This window comes from Flavobacterium fructosi, from assembly GCF_042787335.1.
In the GTDB taxonomy this organism is placed as follows: Bacteria; Bacteroidota; Bacteroidia; order Flavobacteriales; family Flavobacteriaceae; genus Flavobacterium; species Flavobacterium fructosi.
Window position 1 is genome coordinate 446,969 of sequence record NZ_JBHZQA010000003.1, and the last position, 18,318, is coordinate 465,286.

The 18,318-nt window shown below is 32.3% G+C and carries 23 protein-coding genes; 6 read left to right on the top strand and 17 right to left on the bottom strand.

All coding sequences use genetic code 11. The features are described from left to right. Position 1: 1 nt before the first annotated feature. The 4 genes from menA to ACFX5D_RS07280 all read left to right on the top strand — a co-directional run bounded on the left by menA (position 2) and on the right by ACFX5D_RS07280 (position 4,406). Entirely contained in the window at positions 2-952 is a 951-nt protein-coding gene (menA, locus tag ACFX5D_RS07265) for a 1,4-dihydroxy-2-naphthoate octaprenyltransferase (RefSeq protein WP_379857573.1), read from the top strand. A gap of 77 nt (positions 953-1,029) precedes the next feature. Beyond that, positions 1,030-1,707: a metal-dependent hydrolase gene (locus tag ACFX5D_RS07270; protein WP_379857574.1), complete on the top strand. Its 678-nt coding sequence runs from the start codon at positions 1,030-1,032 to the stop codon at positions 1,705-1,707. Between the two features lie 165 nt (positions 1,708-1,872). After that, positions 1,873-3,081 (top strand): tetratricopeptide repeat protein, encoded by a 1,209-nt coding sequence (locus ACFX5D_RS07275; RefSeq protein WP_379857575.1) that lies wholly within the window; start codon positions 1,873-1,875, stop codon positions 3,079-3,081. A 278-nt stretch (positions 3,082-3,359) separates the two neighbouring features. Further along, positions 3,360-4,406, top strand: a complete 1,047-nt coding sequence (locus ACFX5D_RS07280; protein WP_379857576.1) for an o-succinylbenzoate synthase — start codon at positions 3,360-3,362, stop codon at positions 4,404-4,406. Position 4,407: 1 nt separating this feature from the next. Here ACFX5D_RS07280 and ACFX5D_RS07285 read toward each other — a convergent pair whose 3' ends face one another. The 5 genes from ACFX5D_RS07285 to ACFX5D_RS07305 form a co-directional block, all read right to left on the bottom strand. Further along, positions 4,408-5,496, bottom strand: coding sequence for an AI-2E family transporter (locus ACFX5D_RS07285; RefSeq protein WP_379857577.1), 1,089 nt, complete (start codon positions 5,494-5,496; stop codon positions 4,408-4,410). A gap of 134 nt (positions 5,497-5,630) precedes the next feature. After that, a complete protein-coding gene (locus ACFX5D_RS07290) occupies positions 5,631-6,077 on the bottom strand; it encodes a DinB family protein (protein ID WP_379857578.1) in 447 nt (148 codons plus the stop codon). Then, positions 6,067-6,546, bottom strand: a complete 480-nt coding sequence (locus tag ACFX5D_RS07295; protein WP_379857579.1) for a nuclear transport factor 2 family protein — start codon at positions 6,544-6,546, stop codon at positions 6,067-6,069. Before ACFX5D_RS07295 ends, ACFX5D_RS07290 begins: the two co-directional genes overlap by 11 nt. Positions 6,547-6,776: 230 nt before the next feature. Beyond that, positions 6,777-8,807 (bottom strand): OmpA family protein, encoded by a 2,031-nt coding sequence (locus ACFX5D_RS07300; RefSeq protein WP_379857581.1) that lies wholly within the window; start codon positions 8,805-8,807, stop codon positions 6,777-6,779. Between the two features lie 78 nt (positions 8,808-8,885). Continuing rightward, complete coding sequence (locus ACFX5D_RS07305) at positions 8,886-10,667, bottom strand: Ig-like domain-containing protein (RefSeq protein WP_379857582.1); 1,782 nt, start codon at positions 10,665-10,667, stop codon at positions 8,886-8,888. 270 nt (positions 10,668-10,937) lie between these two features. Here ACFX5D_RS07305 and ACFX5D_RS07310 point away from each other — a divergent pair, with 270 nt between their 5' ends. Both ACFX5D_RS07310 and ACFX5D_RS07315 read left to right on the top strand, forming a co-directional pair. Further along, positions 10,938-11,087, top strand: a complete 150-nt coding sequence (locus ACFX5D_RS07310; RefSeq protein ID WP_379857583.1) for a hypothetical protein — start codon at positions 10,938-10,940, stop codon at positions 11,085-11,087. A 77-nt stretch (positions 11,088-11,164) separates the two neighbouring features. Next, the gene (locus tag ACFX5D_RS07315; RefSeq protein WP_379857584.1) at positions 11,165-11,611 is read left to right on the top strand and encodes an IS3 family transposase; all 447 of its coding nucleotides are present in this window, start codon (positions 11,165-11,167) and stop codon (positions 11,609-11,611) included. A gap of 46 nt (positions 11,612-11,657) precedes the next feature. Here the strand turns inward: ACFX5D_RS07315 and ACFX5D_RS07320 are convergent, their stop codons facing one another. The 12 genes from ACFX5D_RS07320 to ACFX5D_RS07375 all read right to left on the bottom strand — a co-directional run bounded on the left by ACFX5D_RS07320 (position 11,658) and on the right by ACFX5D_RS07375 (position 18,314). Next, positions 11,658-12,011: a hypothetical protein gene (locus tag ACFX5D_RS07320; RefSeq protein ID WP_379857585.1), complete on the bottom strand. Its 354-nt coding sequence runs from the start codon at positions 12,009-12,011 to the stop codon at positions 11,658-11,660. Between the two features lies 1 nt (position 12,012). Continuing rightward, on the bottom strand, positions 12,013-12,360 hold the full coding sequence (locus tag ACFX5D_RS07325; protein ID WP_379857586.1) for a hypothetical protein: 348 nt from the start codon (positions 12,358-12,360) through the stop codon (positions 12,013-12,015). 52 nt (positions 12,361-12,412) lie between these two features. Continuing rightward, positions 12,413-12,790, bottom strand: coding sequence for a YtxH domain-containing protein (locus ACFX5D_RS07330; RefSeq protein WP_379857587.1), 378 nt, complete (start codon positions 12,788-12,790; stop codon positions 12,413-12,415). A 33-nt stretch (positions 12,791-12,823) separates the two neighbouring features. After that, entirely contained in the window at positions 12,824-12,976 is a 153-nt protein-coding gene (locus tag ACFX5D_RS07335) for a lmo0937 family membrane protein (RefSeq protein ID WP_196851007.1), read from the bottom strand. Between the two features lie 123 nt (positions 12,977-13,099). Beyond that, positions 13,100-13,738, bottom strand: a complete 639-nt coding sequence (locus ACFX5D_RS07340; RefSeq protein WP_379857588.1) for a porin family protein — start codon at positions 13,736-13,738, stop codon at positions 13,100-13,102. Positions 13,739-13,938: 200 nt separating this feature from the next. Then, positions 13,939-14,403 (bottom strand): sll1863 family stress response protein, encoded by a 465-nt coding sequence (locus ACFX5D_RS07345; RefSeq protein WP_379857590.1) that lies wholly within the window; start codon positions 14,401-14,403, stop codon positions 13,939-13,941. 159 nt (positions 14,404-14,562) lie between these two features. Next, entirely contained in the window at positions 14,563-14,748 is a 186-nt protein-coding gene (locus tag ACFX5D_RS07350; RefSeq protein ID WP_379857591.1) for a CsbD family protein, read from the bottom strand. 145 nt (positions 14,749-14,893) lie between these two features. Continuing rightward, positions 14,894-15,295, bottom strand: a complete 402-nt coding sequence (locus ACFX5D_RS07355) for a low affinity iron permease family protein (protein ID WP_379857593.1) — start codon at positions 15,293-15,295, stop codon at positions 14,894-14,896. Between the two features lie 141 nt (positions 15,296-15,436). Next, positions 15,437-15,637, bottom strand: coding sequence for a hypothetical protein (locus ACFX5D_RS07360; RefSeq protein WP_379857594.1), 201 nt, complete (start codon positions 15,635-15,637; stop codon positions 15,437-15,439). Between the two features lie 158 nt (positions 15,638-15,795). Continuing rightward, complete coding sequence (locus ACFX5D_RS07365; RefSeq protein WP_379857595.1) at positions 15,796-16,563, bottom strand: DUF4382 domain-containing protein; 768 nt, start codon at positions 16,561-16,563, stop codon at positions 15,796-15,798. Positions 16,564-16,708: 145 nt separating this feature from the next. Then, positions 16,709-17,380, bottom strand: coding sequence for a ferredoxin reductase domain-containing protein (locus ACFX5D_RS07370; protein WP_379857596.1), 672 nt, complete (start codon positions 17,378-17,380; stop codon positions 16,709-16,711). 49 nt (positions 17,381-17,429) lie between these two features. Then, on the bottom strand, positions 17,430-18,314 hold the full coding sequence (locus tag ACFX5D_RS07375) for an MlaD family protein (RefSeq protein WP_379857597.1): 885 nt from the start codon (positions 18,312-18,314) through the stop codon (positions 17,430-17,432). Between the last annotated feature and the right edge of the window lie 4 nt (positions 18,315-18,318).

Consider the following 18,318-nt stretch of genomic DNA (forward strand, 5'->3'; position numbering starts at 1 on the left):
TATGAAACACTGGATTCAAGCCGCACGATTACGAACATTGCCATTATCAGTATCCGGTATTATTGTAGGTAGTATGTATGCGCTGGCAAACCCAACAGATAACATCCTTACGCCAACCGAAGTATTCAATTGGCGGATATTTGGTTTTGCAATCTTGACGACTCTTGGATTGCAGATACTATCAAATTTTGCTAATGATTACGGAGATGGCACGAAAGGAACGGATAACGAAGACCGTGTAGGACCAAAACGTGCCATACAGAGTGGCGTAATCTCTCCTGCAGCTATGAAACGTGCTATAATAATAACTTCATTACTGACTTTGTTCGCTGCGATATTATTGATTTATTTTGCGTTTGCAAATACGAATATTTGGTATTCTTTATTCTTTCTAGCTTTAGGGCTTTTATCTATTGTTTCGGCAATTCGGTATACAGTGGGGAATACTGCCTACGGATACCGTGGATATGGCGATTTGTTTGTCTTTGTGTTCTTTGGTTTGGTTAGCACCTTAGGGGTGAATTTTCTTTATTCAAAACAATTGGATTTTGTGTTGCTTTTGCCAGCAATTGCAATCGGATTATTGAGCGTGGGAGTTTTAAATTTGAACAATATGCGCGATGAAGCTTCAGACAGGAAGTCTAATAAAAATACAATCGTTGTAAAAGTTGGTGGAAGTAAAGCAAAAAAATATCATTATTTTTTGGTGATTACAGCAATGGTTTTGGTTCTTATTTTTGCGTTGTTAAGTCATTTCCATTTTGACCAATATTTGTTTTTGTTGGCTTACTTGCCTTTAACTAAACATTTAATTAATGTTTATAAAAATAAAGAGCCTAGATTGTTAGATCCTGAATTAAAAAAATTAGCGCTGAGTACTTTTGCGCTTTCGATATTATTAGCATTGTCTATGATATACTTTTTTTCAGATTTAATAGTAAATAATTCTTAGCAGGAAAATAGATAACAGTAAAGATTCAAGGTTTGACTTTTCAATCTTGGAATCATTCAATTTTTAAATTCAAAAAAATGAAAATAACTTTTTACGGTCATGCCACTTTGGGAATCGAAGTGAGTGGTAAGCATATTTTAGTAGATCCTTATATTTCTGCGAATCCTAAGGCAGCACATATCGATATTAATACCTTGAAAGCGGATTATATTTTGGTAACGCACGCTCATGGAGATCATATGCTTGACGTGGAAGCAATTGCTAAAAGAACTAACGCAGTAATTGTTTCTAATGCAGAAATTGCAGGATATTATTCTCAAAAAGGGTTTCAATCGCATCCAATGAATCACGGCGGAAGCTGGAATTTTGATTTTGGGAAATTGAAATATGTAAATGCGATTCATTCTAGTTCTTTTCCTGACGGCAGCTACGGCGGAAATCCCGGTGGTTTTGTAATTGAAGGCGAACACAAAAATATCTACATTGCTGGAGATACCGCACTAACCATGGATATGAAGCTAATTCCTATGCGCACCAAACTCGATTTGGCGATTCTTCCTATCGGCGATAATTTTACGATGGATGTCGATGATGCGATTATTGCTTCTGATTTTGTAGACTGCGATAAAATTCTAGGCTATCATTATGATACTTTTGGTTATATCGAAATCGATCATGAAGCTGCTATTCGCAAATTCTTCGATAAAGGAAAAGATTTGATGTTACTGGAAATAGGAAGTTCGATAGACTTGTAATTTTTTTTGAAGCTATTTCCTGCTATCCGCTTGTATCTTTACTTGCTTTAAAAAAAAAAACTAAAGGATACCGCTTTTATCAGGGCTAGGATTATCGTTGACGCGACACATTGTGAACTTCGCGAAAAAACTTTGGGAGCTTAGTGTTTAAATTTTAAATTAATCATGCAAAATAAATATTTCATTTTTTTTATACTATTTCTATTTTCAACAAGCACTGTTTTTTCTCAAAAAGACGGCTATTGGGATAAAACCCGCGCTACATCAGAAGAAATTACCGTTTCGGCAAGAGATAGGATTGTTATAAAAACCCAAGATTTTCCTGAGGGAACTACCGAAGTCGTTTACAGAATAACACTTTTGGATAAAAATCAGCAAATGGCAGGTAGTTTGGTATCGGTTTTAAAAGCCATTCCAGATCCTACAGGAATCAGTCAAGGTTCAGCAGGGGCAGTTTTTATTCTATCCAAAATTTCGGGAGATGATAAGTGTAAATATGCCATTTTTTCAAAAGAAGAATTAGCTACAAAATATAAAGCAGATGGAAAAACAGATGATGCTTGTTTGGTTAAGGATACACCAGTCAGTAAAGATGCCAAGCGACTTTCTACAGAGAAATCGGCTTGTATGAAATTGAATTCAGGAAATTTATGGTTTGGTTTCGAAAGTAAGAACTGGATCATGAATCAAAAAATCATTCTCGAAGTGGTTCCGTGGGTTGATAGCAAGCTCAGTCGCGGATGGACTTTAGCAAACAGAAAATCAATCATTGATCAATGTAGGACATCTAATATGGCTCAAAAAATGACCAATTCAGATGATTTTTGCGTTTGTATTCTTGATAAAATACAGTCCAAATACAAGTTCAATGAATTCCAAAAATTATTACCGATGGAGCGTTCAAAAGCTTTTAAGGATTTTGGGAATAGTTGCTTTGGTGAAACAAGTCTTTCTAAAGGAGTTTATGATGATTTACGTAAACAAGCCACTTTGTTTGCGAAACAAGGGAAGCAAGGGGAGGCAATCATGAAATTGAGTACTATAATTAATGACGGAAAAGCAACAGCATTAGATTACAATGCGATAGGGAATAGTTATATTTTGACTAAACAGTATGGTAAAGCTATTAAATTTTTAAAAGAAGGCGAGAAGCTGGATGGTTCGGAATTATTGATAAAGCTGAATTTGGCGCACGCTTATTTATTGAATGATAACTATGCTTCTGCAAAAGCCATTTACAAGCAATACCAATCTCAAAACGTTACCGATAGTTTGAGTTGGACTCAAAAAGTAAAACAAGATTTTGAAGCTTTTAAGAAAGTTGGGATTAAAAATGATGATTTTGAAAGAGTTTTGAAGTTAATGGATAAATAGAGAATTGTTTATTAAATATTCTGTAAAAAAAGAAATAATAAATAAAAAAAAATGAAAAGAACAAATTTGTTTATACGCTATTTTGGATTATTTGTTTTTCTTGTTGGAATAATTTTAAATATTAAAAATGTATATTTTTAATGAATGGCCAACTTACCTGTTTTTCCTATTATGTCTTTTAGGATTTTTTTTAATTGGAATTTCTTATTAGAAATTGAAATAGCATAATTCAATTAAAAGTTTAACAGCTATTCACCACTAACTATTCACTATTCATTTTGAAAGCAACCTACCACAAATATATTCTAGATTTCAAACGACCATCAGGAACTTCTCGTGGTGTTATGACCCAAAAAGAAACTTGGTTTATCGTCTTGGAACACGATGGTAAAAAAGGTATTGGTGAATGCGGAATTCTTCGCGGATTGAGTATTGATGATCGACCAGATTATGAAGAAAAATTGCGATGGACTTGTGGTCATATCCACCTAGGAAAAGACCAGCTTTGGAAAGCATTATTGGAGTTTCCTTCGATACAGTTTGGAGTAGAAATGGCGTTTCAATCTTTGGAGAGTGAAAACCCTTTTTTACTGTTTCCTTCGGACTTTACAAGTGGTGCAAAATCAATCCTGATAAACGGTTTAGTTTGGATGGGTGACGCGGCTTTTATGAAGGAACAAATCGAGGAAAAACTAGCTCAGGGTTTCCGATGCGTAAAACTCAAAATTGGTGCAATAGATTTCGATAAAGAACTGCAATTATTGCGGTTTATTCGAGAACATTTCACTCCGGAACAAGTCGAAATACGTGTCGATGCGAACGGTGCTTTTGGTGTAAATTTAGCTTTAGGTAAATTACTTCAACTATCTGAATTTAAGTTACATAGTATAGAACAACCGATACGAACAAATTGTACTGACAGGATGGCAGAGCTGTGTAAAACCACTCCTTTTCCTATTGCTTTGGATGAAGAGCTGATTGGTGTGTTTACATTGGGTGAAAAAGAACAATTATTGAAAAAAATTAGGCCTCAATATATTATTTTGAAACCTAGTTTTATAGGTGGTTTTCGAGGTACGCAAGAATGGATTTCATTGGCTGAAAAGTATAAAATTGGCTGGTGGATTACCTCCGCTTTAGAGAGTAATATTGGTCTAAACGCAATTTCACAATGGACGTTTTTAAAGCACAATTCGATGCCTCAAGGTTTGGGAACTGGAGGTCTTTATACTAATAATTTTGATTGTCCATTAGAAGTTTCGCAAGGACAATTATGGTATAAAAAAGAGTTGGGCTGGGCGTTTGATTTTGACCTTTTAGAGTAGATTATTTTCCTAGATTTTCGTGTTCGCCATCACCCAATAAAACGGATAATGATTTTAAACTTGGTGTACGGTCTGCAATTAATTTCACAATACTTATAAATGGAATAAATAGAATCATTCCCGCAGCACCCCATAAAATGCCTCCCACAAGTACCATTATAATAATGACAAGTGTGTTTATTTTTAGACGACTTCCAACTGTAAAAGGAAATATAACATAAGCTTCCAGTACTTGTACAATAGAAAATACAAGAATTACACCTAATGGATACCAGATAGAGTTATAGGTGATCCAAGAAACTGCTATTGGCAGTAGTGATGATATCATTATTCCTACATAGGGTATAAATGTTAGAATGGAAGCGATAAAACCAAACAGAAAAGGATGTGGCACACCAATAATTGCGAGACCAACACTATTTAATAGCCCAACAATCATATATACAACCAGCATTCCTTTGATGAAATTGTAATAGGCATGAATGGTTTCAATAAGGATTTCATGTATAATATTTTTTCGTTCAACCGGAAAAATGCCGTATAGTGCATTTGATAAAAGTTGGCGATGATACAATATAAGAGCGGAAAAGACAGGTATTATTAAAAGAAAAAAGAATGTTTCTGATATCGAGTAAGCCGTGTTGCGTAGCACTGAAAAAGCTTCAGACCCAGAATTGTCAATTGTTTTTTTGATAAATTCCAATTGTTTTTCATTGCTTATGTCAAAGCGCTCCGTGATAAAAGTACTTATTTGAGTTGTCGCATCCTTAAGTTTTACTTGCAACAATTGCCATTCATTTAAGAATTCCATCACTTGTGCTAAAATTAGATAGATAATTGATGTTGCTATTAAAGTGACAAAAACAAGAGAGATTACAATTGAAAGGCCTTTGCTTGTTCCTTTTTTCTCCATCCATTTACATATTGGATACAGAATAAAACTAATGAGCAATGAAAAACTTAAAGGAATAAAAAGTGTTTTTCCAAAGTAAAGTATCAACGAAGTAAATACGATTAGTTGAAGGATTTCCAGTGCTGAAAAGGTTCTTTTGGAAGTAATTGGGTTGGGTATATTTGGAAATGGTACCATACTTTTATCGTATTAAAACTTCAATTTCTTCCCTAGCTTTAGTATCAGAGTTTTATAAAGAATACTAATAATAAATTTACAAATTTTAAATCTATTAGCCGTTTTAAACGATGATAATATAAGTAAATTATTTATTATGAGGTCAATAATCGTCTGTGGTAATTGATTTGGCCTAAATGATAGGCTAGGTGAGTAGTTAAATGAATCAAAAAGAATTCAGTTGTCATTTTTGTTTCGAAAACTAAAATAGGAAATTCCAGTTTTAATTCTTCATCTGAGATGTTATTAAGTGCATCGTCAACGACAATAATAGTTTCCTCGATTTTTGATAGCAATTCTGTCTTCGGAATATCTTTCAGTGAAAATTCAAGGGCTCTGTTTCTAATATAACCGGTCTTTCCAAATTCAGCTCCTACGTAGGTGTTGAGATTACCTATTAAATGTAGACAAAGATTCCCGGCAGAATTACTTATGCCTTCTTGGGTTTTCCAAATATCACTATCATTTCTATATAATTCAATTTCTGCTTTAAGTTTATTTAAATCTCTAGTGAATACCGATTTTAAAGTTTTAATTAGCATGTTTATTTTCTTTATATTTTTTCAACGAAAATAATGCTTGTTCATTAAGTTTTTTGTGAAAGAAACCCGTCCATCCAAATAAATAACCTTTAATTCCAAAGGCCTGCGTAGACCATTTCCAAATGTCAAAATCATCAGTATGCTTAATTATTAATCCATCCTTAAATTTAAACTGAGCATTAATCACATTAACTACTTTTCTGTTCGTTTTACTAAAGTTATAGGTTGCAATCCATTGTGCTGAACCAATGTATTCAGTCGCTTTTACTTCATCAAACTCGATTTTAAGTTTTCCGTTACTTTTTTCAACCAACATTTTCCACATCTCGCAAACATCGTTTCCTTTTAGTAAGCCAAAGACAGGATCACGAAATTGAATATCACCATGATAACATTCGCACATGCTTGCTGCATCAGCGTTTGCAAAAGCAGTATAAAATTTGATTAAGGTTTTATCGTTTTCAATCATATTTACATAAAAATGAATAGTAAAATTAGTAATTTTTTTGTTAATTTTTTTCTTTTTTTAAACTTCAACCTTTTAATTTGTAGAATTTTAAATCGTAATTGATAATCTAGTATTGTAATTGCTTAAGCAGAAATGAGTTCTAATTAGAAATTAGGTACAAAAAAAAGGATAGACTTTTAAGTTTCTATCCTTTCTTGTATTCAATAAAAATATGTAAAATGATTAACTAATTACTTTGCCGGAATTATATCAATTATCACTGTACGGTTATAAAAACGTTCTTCTGGAGTTTTGTTTTCAAAAGGAGATTTATTTTCATCTTCTCCAAATCCGTTTACTTCAAATTTCACGTCATTTCTACCGGCTTTAGATAAAGCGCTTGCAAGAATTCCTTTCACATCATTAGCACGGGCTAAAGATAAATCAAGATTATGCGCTTCTTCACCAATAATATCAGTGTGACCATGAATGATTACAGTTGCTCCTGCAGGAATTTTTGGTGTTACAATATCAGTTAGGTACTTTTCATAAATTGCAATCGCTTTTGATTTATTAAATTCGTAGATGATGCTATATCTAATACCTTCTTCAATTTTTGCAGGTGTCCAAAGTACAACATGCATAGTGGTTTCCTTTTCTATAATTTTACCACTTTTACTTTGACCTACCATTTTAACTTTAAAGTCTCCTTCTGGTCTGTCTCCTAAAATTGATTTTCCAGGAATACTAGCCACATCTTCGCTGTACGGTCCAAAAGATTGTACTTTTCCTTGTTCATCAGTCATTTGTACGGACCATGAAGACAAAGCTTCTTTAGCTCCGTTGTTATTTATAGTAACGTAACTTTCAGCGGGTGCTTCTTTCAGCGCATTGATTACAACAGGCTTCATCTGTGCATCTGGTCCACTTTGAAATTCCATTAATAAATCTGGAGAGTTACTTTCGATTGAAACTCTTTGATCTCCCTCACGCAAAAGTTCAAGTTCTAATGTTGCACCAGGTTGTTCTGATGGGATATTTGGCTTATTTTGACCTTTAGTATTAATTCTAGAAGGATTGATACCAAATACAGTTACCAAGTAAGTTTTGATTGATTCTGCCATTACAGCTCCATCGTCAGGGCCTTTTTCTGATGAACCCACTAAAGTAATTATTGCTGAAGGATTTTTTTGCATACGGTCACCAAGTATGTTTAGAACGTTATAATAAACAATCATCTGACGTTTTGAGCGATCTGATAAAGTTTTTGGTGCAAATACTTCCAATTGATCTTCTTTAAAATCTTTAACCTGATCTTTGTTTAATAAGACATAACGATTTGGTATTTCAGTAGATCCAGTATTGAAGAATACATAGTTTCTAAGTGGGAAAATTTCCGTCATTTTTCTTTCTCCCGGAACATTACTAGGAGAGTTTACAGAGAATTGAACTTCACCGTCTTTCTCCATATCAGTAGACTGTTGGATATTTTGTCCTTGTCCAAATTTTAATGCAACACCGGCTCTTACAGTGGTATTATTCCATGTTTCAGTTGAACGTGGATTTTGACCAAAATAAGGTTGGAACGATACAAAAGGCGATAATACAAATTGTGTCTTGTTACTGTCTGATGAAAGCGGAATATCATATCCTGCTCCAATTTGCATTGAAATAATTGTTTTTTCGATATTGTCAAAATTACCTTTCACAGCGGCATTAGGTTCCTGATCTGGAAACGCCGGATTAACACCTAATTGGTAAGTAAATGATTTATCCATGTTGAAAGCTAAACGTGGACCTCCATATAAATAAAAGTCAGATTTAAATGGTGCAAAACGCAAACTTGGTTCTATGGTAATGTAACTCACGTTGGCTTTTAAATCAGCTGGGCAGTCGCATGCTGTAATCACTTGGTCAAATTTACCTGAACGATTGTCATATCCAGCTTGTAACATAACACCCCATCTTGAATCGGTAGGACGGTATTCTAAAAGTGGTGCAATGAATAGTCCAGCACCAAATCCGTCATGAAATGTTTTTGGGGATGTAAAACTAGCATTCAATTGCTGCGTAGAACCACGATAGAAATTGAAATTTGCGCCACCTGCTACGCCAAAAAACCAAGAGGGTTTTGTGTATTTAACTGGTAGTGTCTCTTGTGCTTGAACTGCTGTTTGAAAGCTTAACAACGACAAAGCAATTAATGCAACACTTTTAATGGTTAGCTTATTAGGAGACAATGAAATAAATGATGTCTCATTATAAATATTTTTTGATTTCATTTTTATATATTTTATTATTAGATTTTATTTAAATGAATCCCGCCCTAAGACGGGATATTTAAATTTTATATTAATTGCTTAGTTCGCAGGAACATTAATAATTGTATTTACCATCGTTACCGAAGCAATTAATGAAATTGCTCTTCCGTTTAATACCGTTTCTTGACCTGGTAAAGTTGTGCTACTACCTGGAGAAGACAATGTAACTCCGTCTTCTGCAAGTATCGTTCCTGTCATTACACCACCACCGGCGTAGTTGATAACTGCTGTGCTACCTACATACCAATATACATTTTTAGCCAAGGCTCCACCTGACAATTTAACATTTCTGACAGCTGCGGGAGAACCTACTGTTAATGAAGACTCTGCTTGGAAAATCCAAACGTCAGTTGCACTTCCGGATAAAGTTAAATCTCCATTTGTAATTTTATAAGTACCACTGGCTGATTTATAAACTCCTGCGGCTAAAGTTAATCCACCCAGCTCACCTGATCCTTGGTCACTTCCTCCTGGTTTTGAAGCGGGAGAAATACTGTTATAAAGTGCTCTTGCTTCATTCAATCCTTCTAGTGCTTTTTGCGCTTTTAAAGCATTTCCTGGCAATGGTGCAGCGGCATAGATTCCACCAAAAACAAGCCCGTTATTAAGTGGTGTAACGGTATAAATATCATTTGGCGAAGCTAATTTATCGGTGAATCCAGTTACTAATGTCGAAGCAGCTGTTGTTCCGATACCTCCATTATTAATTCTGGTATTAAGACCTTGATTAGTTATTCCTGCATTTCCACCAAATACTCCGAAGAATAAACCTGCAGTTGGAGCAGGAGCATTAACAACTAATGTTGTAAAATTCCATACGAAGTCATTTGCTAAAGGTAATCCGGTAGCACTTTTTGCCCCAGTTGTAATTGTAGCAGTATAAATTTTACCTTCTAATAAAGCATTGGTAGGTTTAAAAGAGGCAGTAGACCCAGTATAAGTTACAGCGCCAGCAATTACTGTTGCACCTTGTTTTAAGGTAAAAGTTGTTCCGGTAATTGTCAACGGATCCATAATCATACTAAAGTTAGCGGTAATGGTTTTTGAAAGACTAATTCCTGTTGAACTGTTGATAGGATCAGTAGAAGTCACAGTTGGAGCTACCAAAGAACCTGTTGTGAATTTCCATATATAATCACCTATCAACGTGGTGTTGTCTAAGTTTGTCACTGATTTTGAAACAGTAGCCGTATAAACAGTATTTGGAGCCAAAAGTCCCGTAGGAATAAAAATAGCTGTAGTGCCACTGTAGGATACGGTTCCTGGCACGGCAATAGTTCCTTGTTTTAAGGTATAAGTTGTAGTATTAATGGTTGAAGCTTTCATTGGCATATTGAAGTTAACACTTACAACTTTATTCAAAAATATGTTGTTTGCGTTATTGTCTGGATCAGTTGACGTAACCATTGGGGTAACGGTTAAACCTGTACTGAAAGTCCAATTAGTTTCTGTTTGTATCGCATTACCAGTAAGATCCATAACCTTTCTTGTTAATCTAGCACTATAAGTTGTGTTAGGATCAAGTAAAGCAGATGGCTTGAAGGTCGCTGTTTTATTTATGTATGTAATTACACCAGCTATTTGAGAAGTACCACTTTTCAAAGTAAAGGAAGACTGATTAATTGTTTCAGCATTCATTTCTTCATTAAAAGTAACACTAATTACTTGATCTAGGGGTACATTTGTAGCTCCGTTTACTGGAACGGTAGACACAACAACTGGACAAACTCCGTCGATTTCTACGAAATCATCTTCGGCGCAGCCAGAAAAGAATGCGATAAACACTATTGCAAGGGTTAAAAGTAAATTTTTTGTTTTCATTTTCATTGTATTTAGGTTAAGAAATTATCTAAGACAAAGATTGGTTAGTTGCAGACTAAATCTATTATACAATTAAAAAATTAGCTTGTAAAATTCACTTATTATAAATTTATTCTATTTATTAATGTACTGTTATATAGTTATTTATGTTTATTTATTGTTTTAGCCACTAGTTCGCTACTAAAAAAATTTTAAAAAAAATCTAAAAAAACTTTAAATTTCATTCAAAAAACAGCGTCGTTTTTTTTACATAAATGCAATACTAATAGTATGGAAAGTAAATTTGTGATTACTGGAGCGTTTCTTTTGAAAATACCTTCAAATGCTTGGGTTTCGGATATCACCTATATCCAAACCAAAGAGGGATTTGTATACCTGACAACTATTATGGATTTATACGACCGAAAAATTATAGGTTGAAATTTGATCGATGGATGAGTACAGATGATCCGAGCGATAGTGAACAGGCGAAGTAAACTAAGCTTAGAGCTTTGAAAATGGCGGTTAAAAACCGAAATATTGAGGAAGGTTTGATTTTTCATTCCGAAAGAGGTGTTCGATATGCGAGCAAAAAGTTTGTAAATGTTCTTGATTCCTATAAAAAAATAACCTGCAGTAGGAGTCGCAAAGAAAATTTTCGCGACAATGCGGTAGCGGAAAGCTTTTTTAAATACTTGAAAACTGAATTGATTTATGGAAACAAACTGATTTCTAAAGAACAAATGAAACTGGAAATCTTTGAACATATTAAAATTTGGTACAACAGAAAAAGGAGAAACTTTGTTTTGAATTATGCAACTATTGAAGAATTCTGGAAAAAGAAAAATAATTTTAAAAATGTTGCTAAACTAATACTGCGGGTTTTATTTGCATATCGAAGTAACCTATACCGTAGTAAATGCGATCCTGTTTTAGAATATAATTCAATATATAGCTATGTATAAAAAATAAAAAAGTAAGAATGTTTTTTAGTTCTGTTGGTGTTGTTTACTATTCCAGTAATTCCCTCGATTTCCTAGTGTCACTATATTTTGTAGCGACATTAGTAATTACAAATTGCAAAACGTTACCTAATAATCTTTTGAGTGGATTATGGCTAGAACTTACTACTACTTTTTTGGTAATGTAGCCTGTTGCCATCCCAATGACAATACTAATTAGATTCCCTTTTAAGTCAGGAGAAGTTGTCATTTCAGAATAGACTCTCTTAATGATGTTTAATGGTTTTAAACTAGCATAGGTCACTTCAAATTGTTCTTTGAGTATCCTTAATTCTTGCTTTTGTCTGTATTCTAATAAAGCGATAGTTTCATTTAAAGCGTCCGTTTCATTACTCTTTTTCATACTATCTTTTTTTAAGCATTTTTGTTATTATAAAATTACTAACGGGTAATTTAATCCATTGATCTTTAAAACTATTTATAACGATAGCAAGAATAAAGTATATACTGGCAACCATAAAATAACCATAATAGATTTTACCAAGTAATTCACCTATCCAAATTGAAAGTCCAATATTAATCAATACAACAAACATAGCAACAACAATGATAACGGTTAATCTTGAAAGTAATGAAGATAAAACATCGGCAGATTTATCAATAACATTTAGTTTTGCTAATTCTACCGTTGTTCGGGTGTAATCCTCCGCTTTTTCAAAAAGCTTTTCTATTGGTGTTGCTTGATTGTCCATGATTTAAAATTTAAACTTATTTGTATTATGAAATTTTGTCATCGTAATACTTTCAAATACTTGTATTTTTAATCTCATTTTTAAGGTCATCAAATTTTGTTTTTCCTTCTGCTTTAACATCATCAAATTTTGATTTTCCTTCAGATTTAGCATCATCATACATTGATTTTCCTTCTGATTTAATATCTTCAAATTTTGATTTTCCTTCAGCAATTAAGTTTTCACCTTCCTTCCAAATTTTTTCGTATTTGTTAGTAATGGTTCCTAATAATGTATCTAATTTGTCTTTCAACTCATCAGCATAATCATTACTTTTGTCCATAAGTTTTTTTCTTGTTTTATCTCCTTTTTCAGGTGCAAATAAGATTCCTAATAATGCTCCGGCAGCAACACCGCCTAATATACCTAAAACTACTTTATCTGTTTTCATAATAAATTTTTTTTACTGTTTGTATTCTGATTTTTATAATCTTCTTCCTTGGATAAGTCTCAATATTATCGCGATAACTGCAATAACAAGAAGTATGTGTATTATTGATCCAGCGCTGTATGCAAAGAATCCGATTGCCCAAAAAATGATTAAAATTACTGCGATTGTGTAAAGAAGATTGCTCATGATTTCTATTTTTTAGTTATTAATTACTAATTATTACTTAAATTTAAAAAAATTAATTAACTGTATTGCAGTTATTTATGTATTTTTTTAAAATATTATTTTATTTTATTGCCACTTTGGGTATTAGTTAAATGAAAAAGCTCCATAAAAACTTAACACACTATTCTTAGCGTCCGGAAAAGTTTGATTTGTTCCATAATAATTTCTTTCTTTTCCTACTTTAGTAAGACCGTAATTATATCGTACACCAAAACTAACAGTTTCTAAATCGATCCCAAGACCAGCAGCAACACCAGCATCAATTTTATTGAAATTATCTGTGTTTATATTGTCTTGGAAATTATAAGACCCTGATTCGTTTGTAGTTTTACCATTAATTAAATAACCAGCATAAGGTCCTACTTGTACATTGAAATTTGTGGTAACGTTTGCAACTAACATAACTGGTACTTCAATATAATTCAGTTTGAATTTTGCCGTTCCTGAAGCAAAAGCATTGTTATAAACTACTTCAGCACCTTTTCCTGTATAATAAATTTCCGGTTGAATAGAAATAGAATTGGTTACAGGAACCTTAGCGTACAAACCAACATTAAAACCAGTTAAGACATTTTCGTCATCGGCATTGTCCGTATACAAGTTAGAGAAGTTAACGCCTCCTTTTACACCAAACTCGGTGACGTTACTTTGAGCGTTAGCATTAATATAACCCATAAAAGTTAAGACGAAAGAAGCTAAAATTATGTTCCTTGAATTTTTCATTTTAATTTATATTTAATGTGTTTTTGATATAATACAAAGGTGGTCATGATTAGGGAGAAGAGAGTTACAAAACTTTTTGTAAAACTTACATTATTCACACCTCTAAATATTTAAAGCAGAAACCCTATTTTTTTAAGGAAATATATAGCACAAAAAAAAGCGAGTTTTTTAAAACTCGCTTTTAGAATTAGTGCTGTAAATTATTTTTTATTATCTACAGTCAAGTTTTTTAGCGCCTGACTTAACTGATCCATATTGTGATTGTATTCTCGTTTAAAAGATTCCCAATCATCACTGGTATCGTTTTTGTAACTATCAACTTTAATCTTGATTCCCTTATTTTTTTGTTCCAGTTCATCAATTTTTTTTGCATACATAACGTCTATTGAACTCCCAGTATTTTTTATTTTAGCTTTCAATTTAGTTATTATAATTTTATTTTCAGATATTCTTATATTTGTTTCTTCTTTGAATTTTCTCCACTCTTCAGCAGTTGCCACTTTTTTAGCCACCATTAAATTTTCTTTGGCATCTTCTGTGTCTTCTCGAGCATCTGCTATATTGTCTTTCGCCTCGTCTTCTTTTTTTGCAGAAGTTTGACATGCTATTAACACTGTCGCTGTCATGACGGTTAGTATTCCTAACATATAAATTGTTTTGCTCATTTTTTGAAATTTAAAGATTTACAATCGTTGAAGTAGTCAATTAGAATTTACTTGTCCGAAGCATTTTTTTGTCAAAATTAAAAAATTTAGCAAGCTTTGGAACTGAAATAGAGCGGGTGTAAAATGTTTAAACCGTGGGATAATATGATATAAATTTATTTAAAGTCCTTCAATAATTTTGAGTAATTCTTCTTTGGTTTTTCCCAGTTTTTGTTGAAGTTTTGTAATCAGTTCTTCTTTTGTGCCTTCCTTAAACAACATATCATTATCAGTCAATGCAGCGAACTTTTGTTTTAATTTATCTTTCTGTTCGTCCCAATTCCCTTTTGATTCTTCCGCTTTCATTTTGATTTATTTATACCATAAAAAAGTGTTCATGATTGTACAAAGTTCGATGATTGAGACATGATTTGGCTTATAGAATTTTACTCAAAACTTATATATTTCACACATTGCTAATAAAGTAATTTTTTTTACAGAAAAAATAAAATTATTTAGTTTCAATTTCATCGTTAAGATCACTAACTTTTTCAGCAAGTTCGCTGTACTCTTTAGAAAGTTCTGTTATTTCACGTTCTGTTTTTGCTTCAACATTCAGTACTGTATTACTAGCTGTATCGTGGGAGGAAACTAGCTCATTAATTTTTAAATGTAATGACGCTGAAAATTTATTAAATGATTTTTGAATGATGAATAAACTTAAAAAAGTGGTTCCAAAAATAATATCTCCAATAATTTGATGCATATCTCGCGTAGCTAAAAAACTGTTGACCCACCAGAACAACACTAAACCTAATGCAATAATAAATGTAATTGAATTACCAAGAATACTTGTTGCTACAGAAGTGAGTTTTTCAAAAACACTTTCTAAATGGCCATAAATTTTAATCATGAATTTTAAGTTTAATTTCAAAATTATAAAAACAAGTAAAATATATAAAAATTAAATCTATCATTTCAGTAAATTTAATTTTATATATTTTTGTTGGTTCTAAAAAAAAATAAAAGTAATTATTTATGATTTATAGTGGTATTATTTTATCGTATATTTTTTTAACAATGATTCCAAAGAATTATAGTAATCCTGTAAAATTTTTATATTTATTTCCGGATTTTTGACGTCGGGAACGGTGGTAGGCATTTCTTCCAGGTATTTAGATAATTCGGGATACTCAGTTTTGATTTTCATTGTGATTTTAAGAATAGCATCTTCGATTTCAGTTTCAGTTTTCATAATAATTATTTTTTTATTTTTTAAATGGACTGTTTTTATAATAAGAGGATGTTGTGTTTTTTAATTTAAAAATATCTCATTATAGAATGCGTTATGATAAAAAAACACCTAATTTTTTTAGAAAATTAAGTGTTTTTAATAGAAATATTAATTCTTTTTTAAAATGTAATTATTCCAATATCTGTTGTAATTCCCGTTGTCACTACAATAGTACTTTTGGTTACTGGCAACAATGGTAATACAGGAGTAATAGTTACATTATATGTTCCTGAAGGAAGTCCCATAACTAAAAACTCACCACTTGTATTCACGTTGGTTGAATAAGATAAACTTGTAAGAACATCAACAGCGGTTACTACAGCTAAACTACCTACAGGAGTAATTTTACCTTTTATATTACCGCTTATTGCAGTTTCAATTGTTCTAACAACAGGTTTCAATTTATAAGTACCGTTTCCTGTATTCACAATTGATTTGTTCGCATCAAAATCAAGTAATACATTATACAAAATTCCTTGTTCAAGTGTATGGTGTACTTGTAATTTTAGTCCAGATTGTTCAGCACTTGGAGTACTCAAAGGATAGGTTACATTATCAACAACTACCGTATTGTTTGTTCCAAGTATAAGTCTAATTTGAGCAACTTTAGAAATTTGCAATGTATCAGTAGCGATTAATGTGCTTACACCATTAGAAAAATCAAGCAGGTTATAAATTCCCTTGCGAACATTCAATGTTACTGTCTGTCCTGCATCTCCAGTTACTTCTACGCCTAGTAAATCAATATTTACTTTCTGATATGGTCCGGGAGCATCAGTCATTTTAATAGCATAAGGATAACTTGAAGACGATTCATCGTTGTTGTTACATGCAGTCATAATAATTCCCAATACGAAGAAAGATAGGATGATTTTCATTTTTTTCATTTTCATTTATTTTTATAGTTATAAGATACTTTATAGTATTTAGTAAAGGTAATAGCAACGTGAAAATGATTTGTTATATAACTTTAGCATTAAGTTACAGGATTCACACATAGAAAATACATTAAATTATACTTTTTTCCCTATCTCAGAATTTTTCCTTTATAATACGGTCTTTTTTGACTTGTAAAACTGTTAATTGCTTTTCTACTGCTTCCATCATTGGCGGAGGTCCGCAGAGGTAAAATAATTCAGCAGTTCCTTTTTGGTTGATTTTAATGAAATTTTCATCGATTTGACCATACTCATATCCAATACGTTTTTCTTGTGACAGAATATTAATAAAATTATTACCTAACAGCTCTTTAAATTCATCTTCTAATAGTATATCATCTTTAGTTTTATTAGCAAAAATAAGTTTGTTATTCCCAATTTTGTTTATCGATTTAAGATGTCTGAAAATTGATATAAAAGGGGTAATGCCTGCTCCTCCCGCTATAAAGATACCTTCCCCTTTGTATGAGATATAACCAAAGACTTCATGTAAAATTAACTCATCATCTTTTTTTAATTTCAAAAGTTCATTCGTAACTCCTTTATGTGATGGGTATGTTTTTATCGTGAATTCAAGATAGTCATTCTGTGGTAGACTGGTGAAAGTAAAAGGTCTTTTTTTACTTTCCCACCCAACTTTATTAACTGATAACTCTGTGGCTTGCCCTGGTGAAAAGGTGTAAAATTCTGGTTTGTTGGTTACAATTTGCAAAACATCATGTGTGACGCTTTTTATAGATTTTATTTTTACCGTATGTTTTTCCATGACCCCTTAATTTTTAATGTTACTTTTTGGTAAATTTTTTTCAAACAAATTATTTTTTGGAGATACTATCTTCAGTAATCTTCAATTCTTTTTTCATTTCAATCTCTTCCTGATTATCTAAATTTTCCAGCTTTTTATCTTCCGCTTTTTTCTTTTTGTTAAAATAACCTCTCAATAAAAAATTATGTTTTGCAGCTTCCGTAATTTCTGTAAATCCTTTAGTAGTTTCTTGAATGTTTTTCATCGTAGAATCTATCATTTTACCCATTTTTTTATCCGTCACTAATTTTGATAAAGCGCCATTTCCATTGTTCATTTTAGTGGTGAATGAGGAGAAGTCATTGGAACTGTTTTCAAGGTTAGAGAGTGATTTTTTTATACTGTTGGCCATTTCTTTATCAGTCATTAATTTTGATAAAGTCCCATTTCCATTATTCATGTTATACGTAAATTGGGCAAGTTGTGCAGTTATAATTCCGGCATTGTCTACACTTTTTTTAACGCTACCCATCACATCTTCCATGTCTATTGGTATTTTTGAGGCAATAACATCATTATCCTCAACAATTTTATTAGAGGCAATTCCAGGAGAGATTGTCAATACTTTATCTCCCATCAGCCCGTCTGAACCAATACTTGCCGTTGCATCGGTTTTAATAAACTTTCGTACCTCATCTTTAATTAAAAAGACCACGACTACTGAGGAATCTGTTTTTAGCTGAATGTCACTCACCGTGCCAATATTGATTCCGGCAAAACGCACATTATTTCCTATCTCAAGACCACTAACGCTTTTGAAATTAGATTTTAAATTAAATGTTGAACCGAAAAGATTTTGCTGCTTTCCAATAAAATATATAGTACTAACAAACAGGACTAATCCAATTATTACAAACATTCCTAATTTCCATTGGAACCCAGATTCTTTATTCATAATT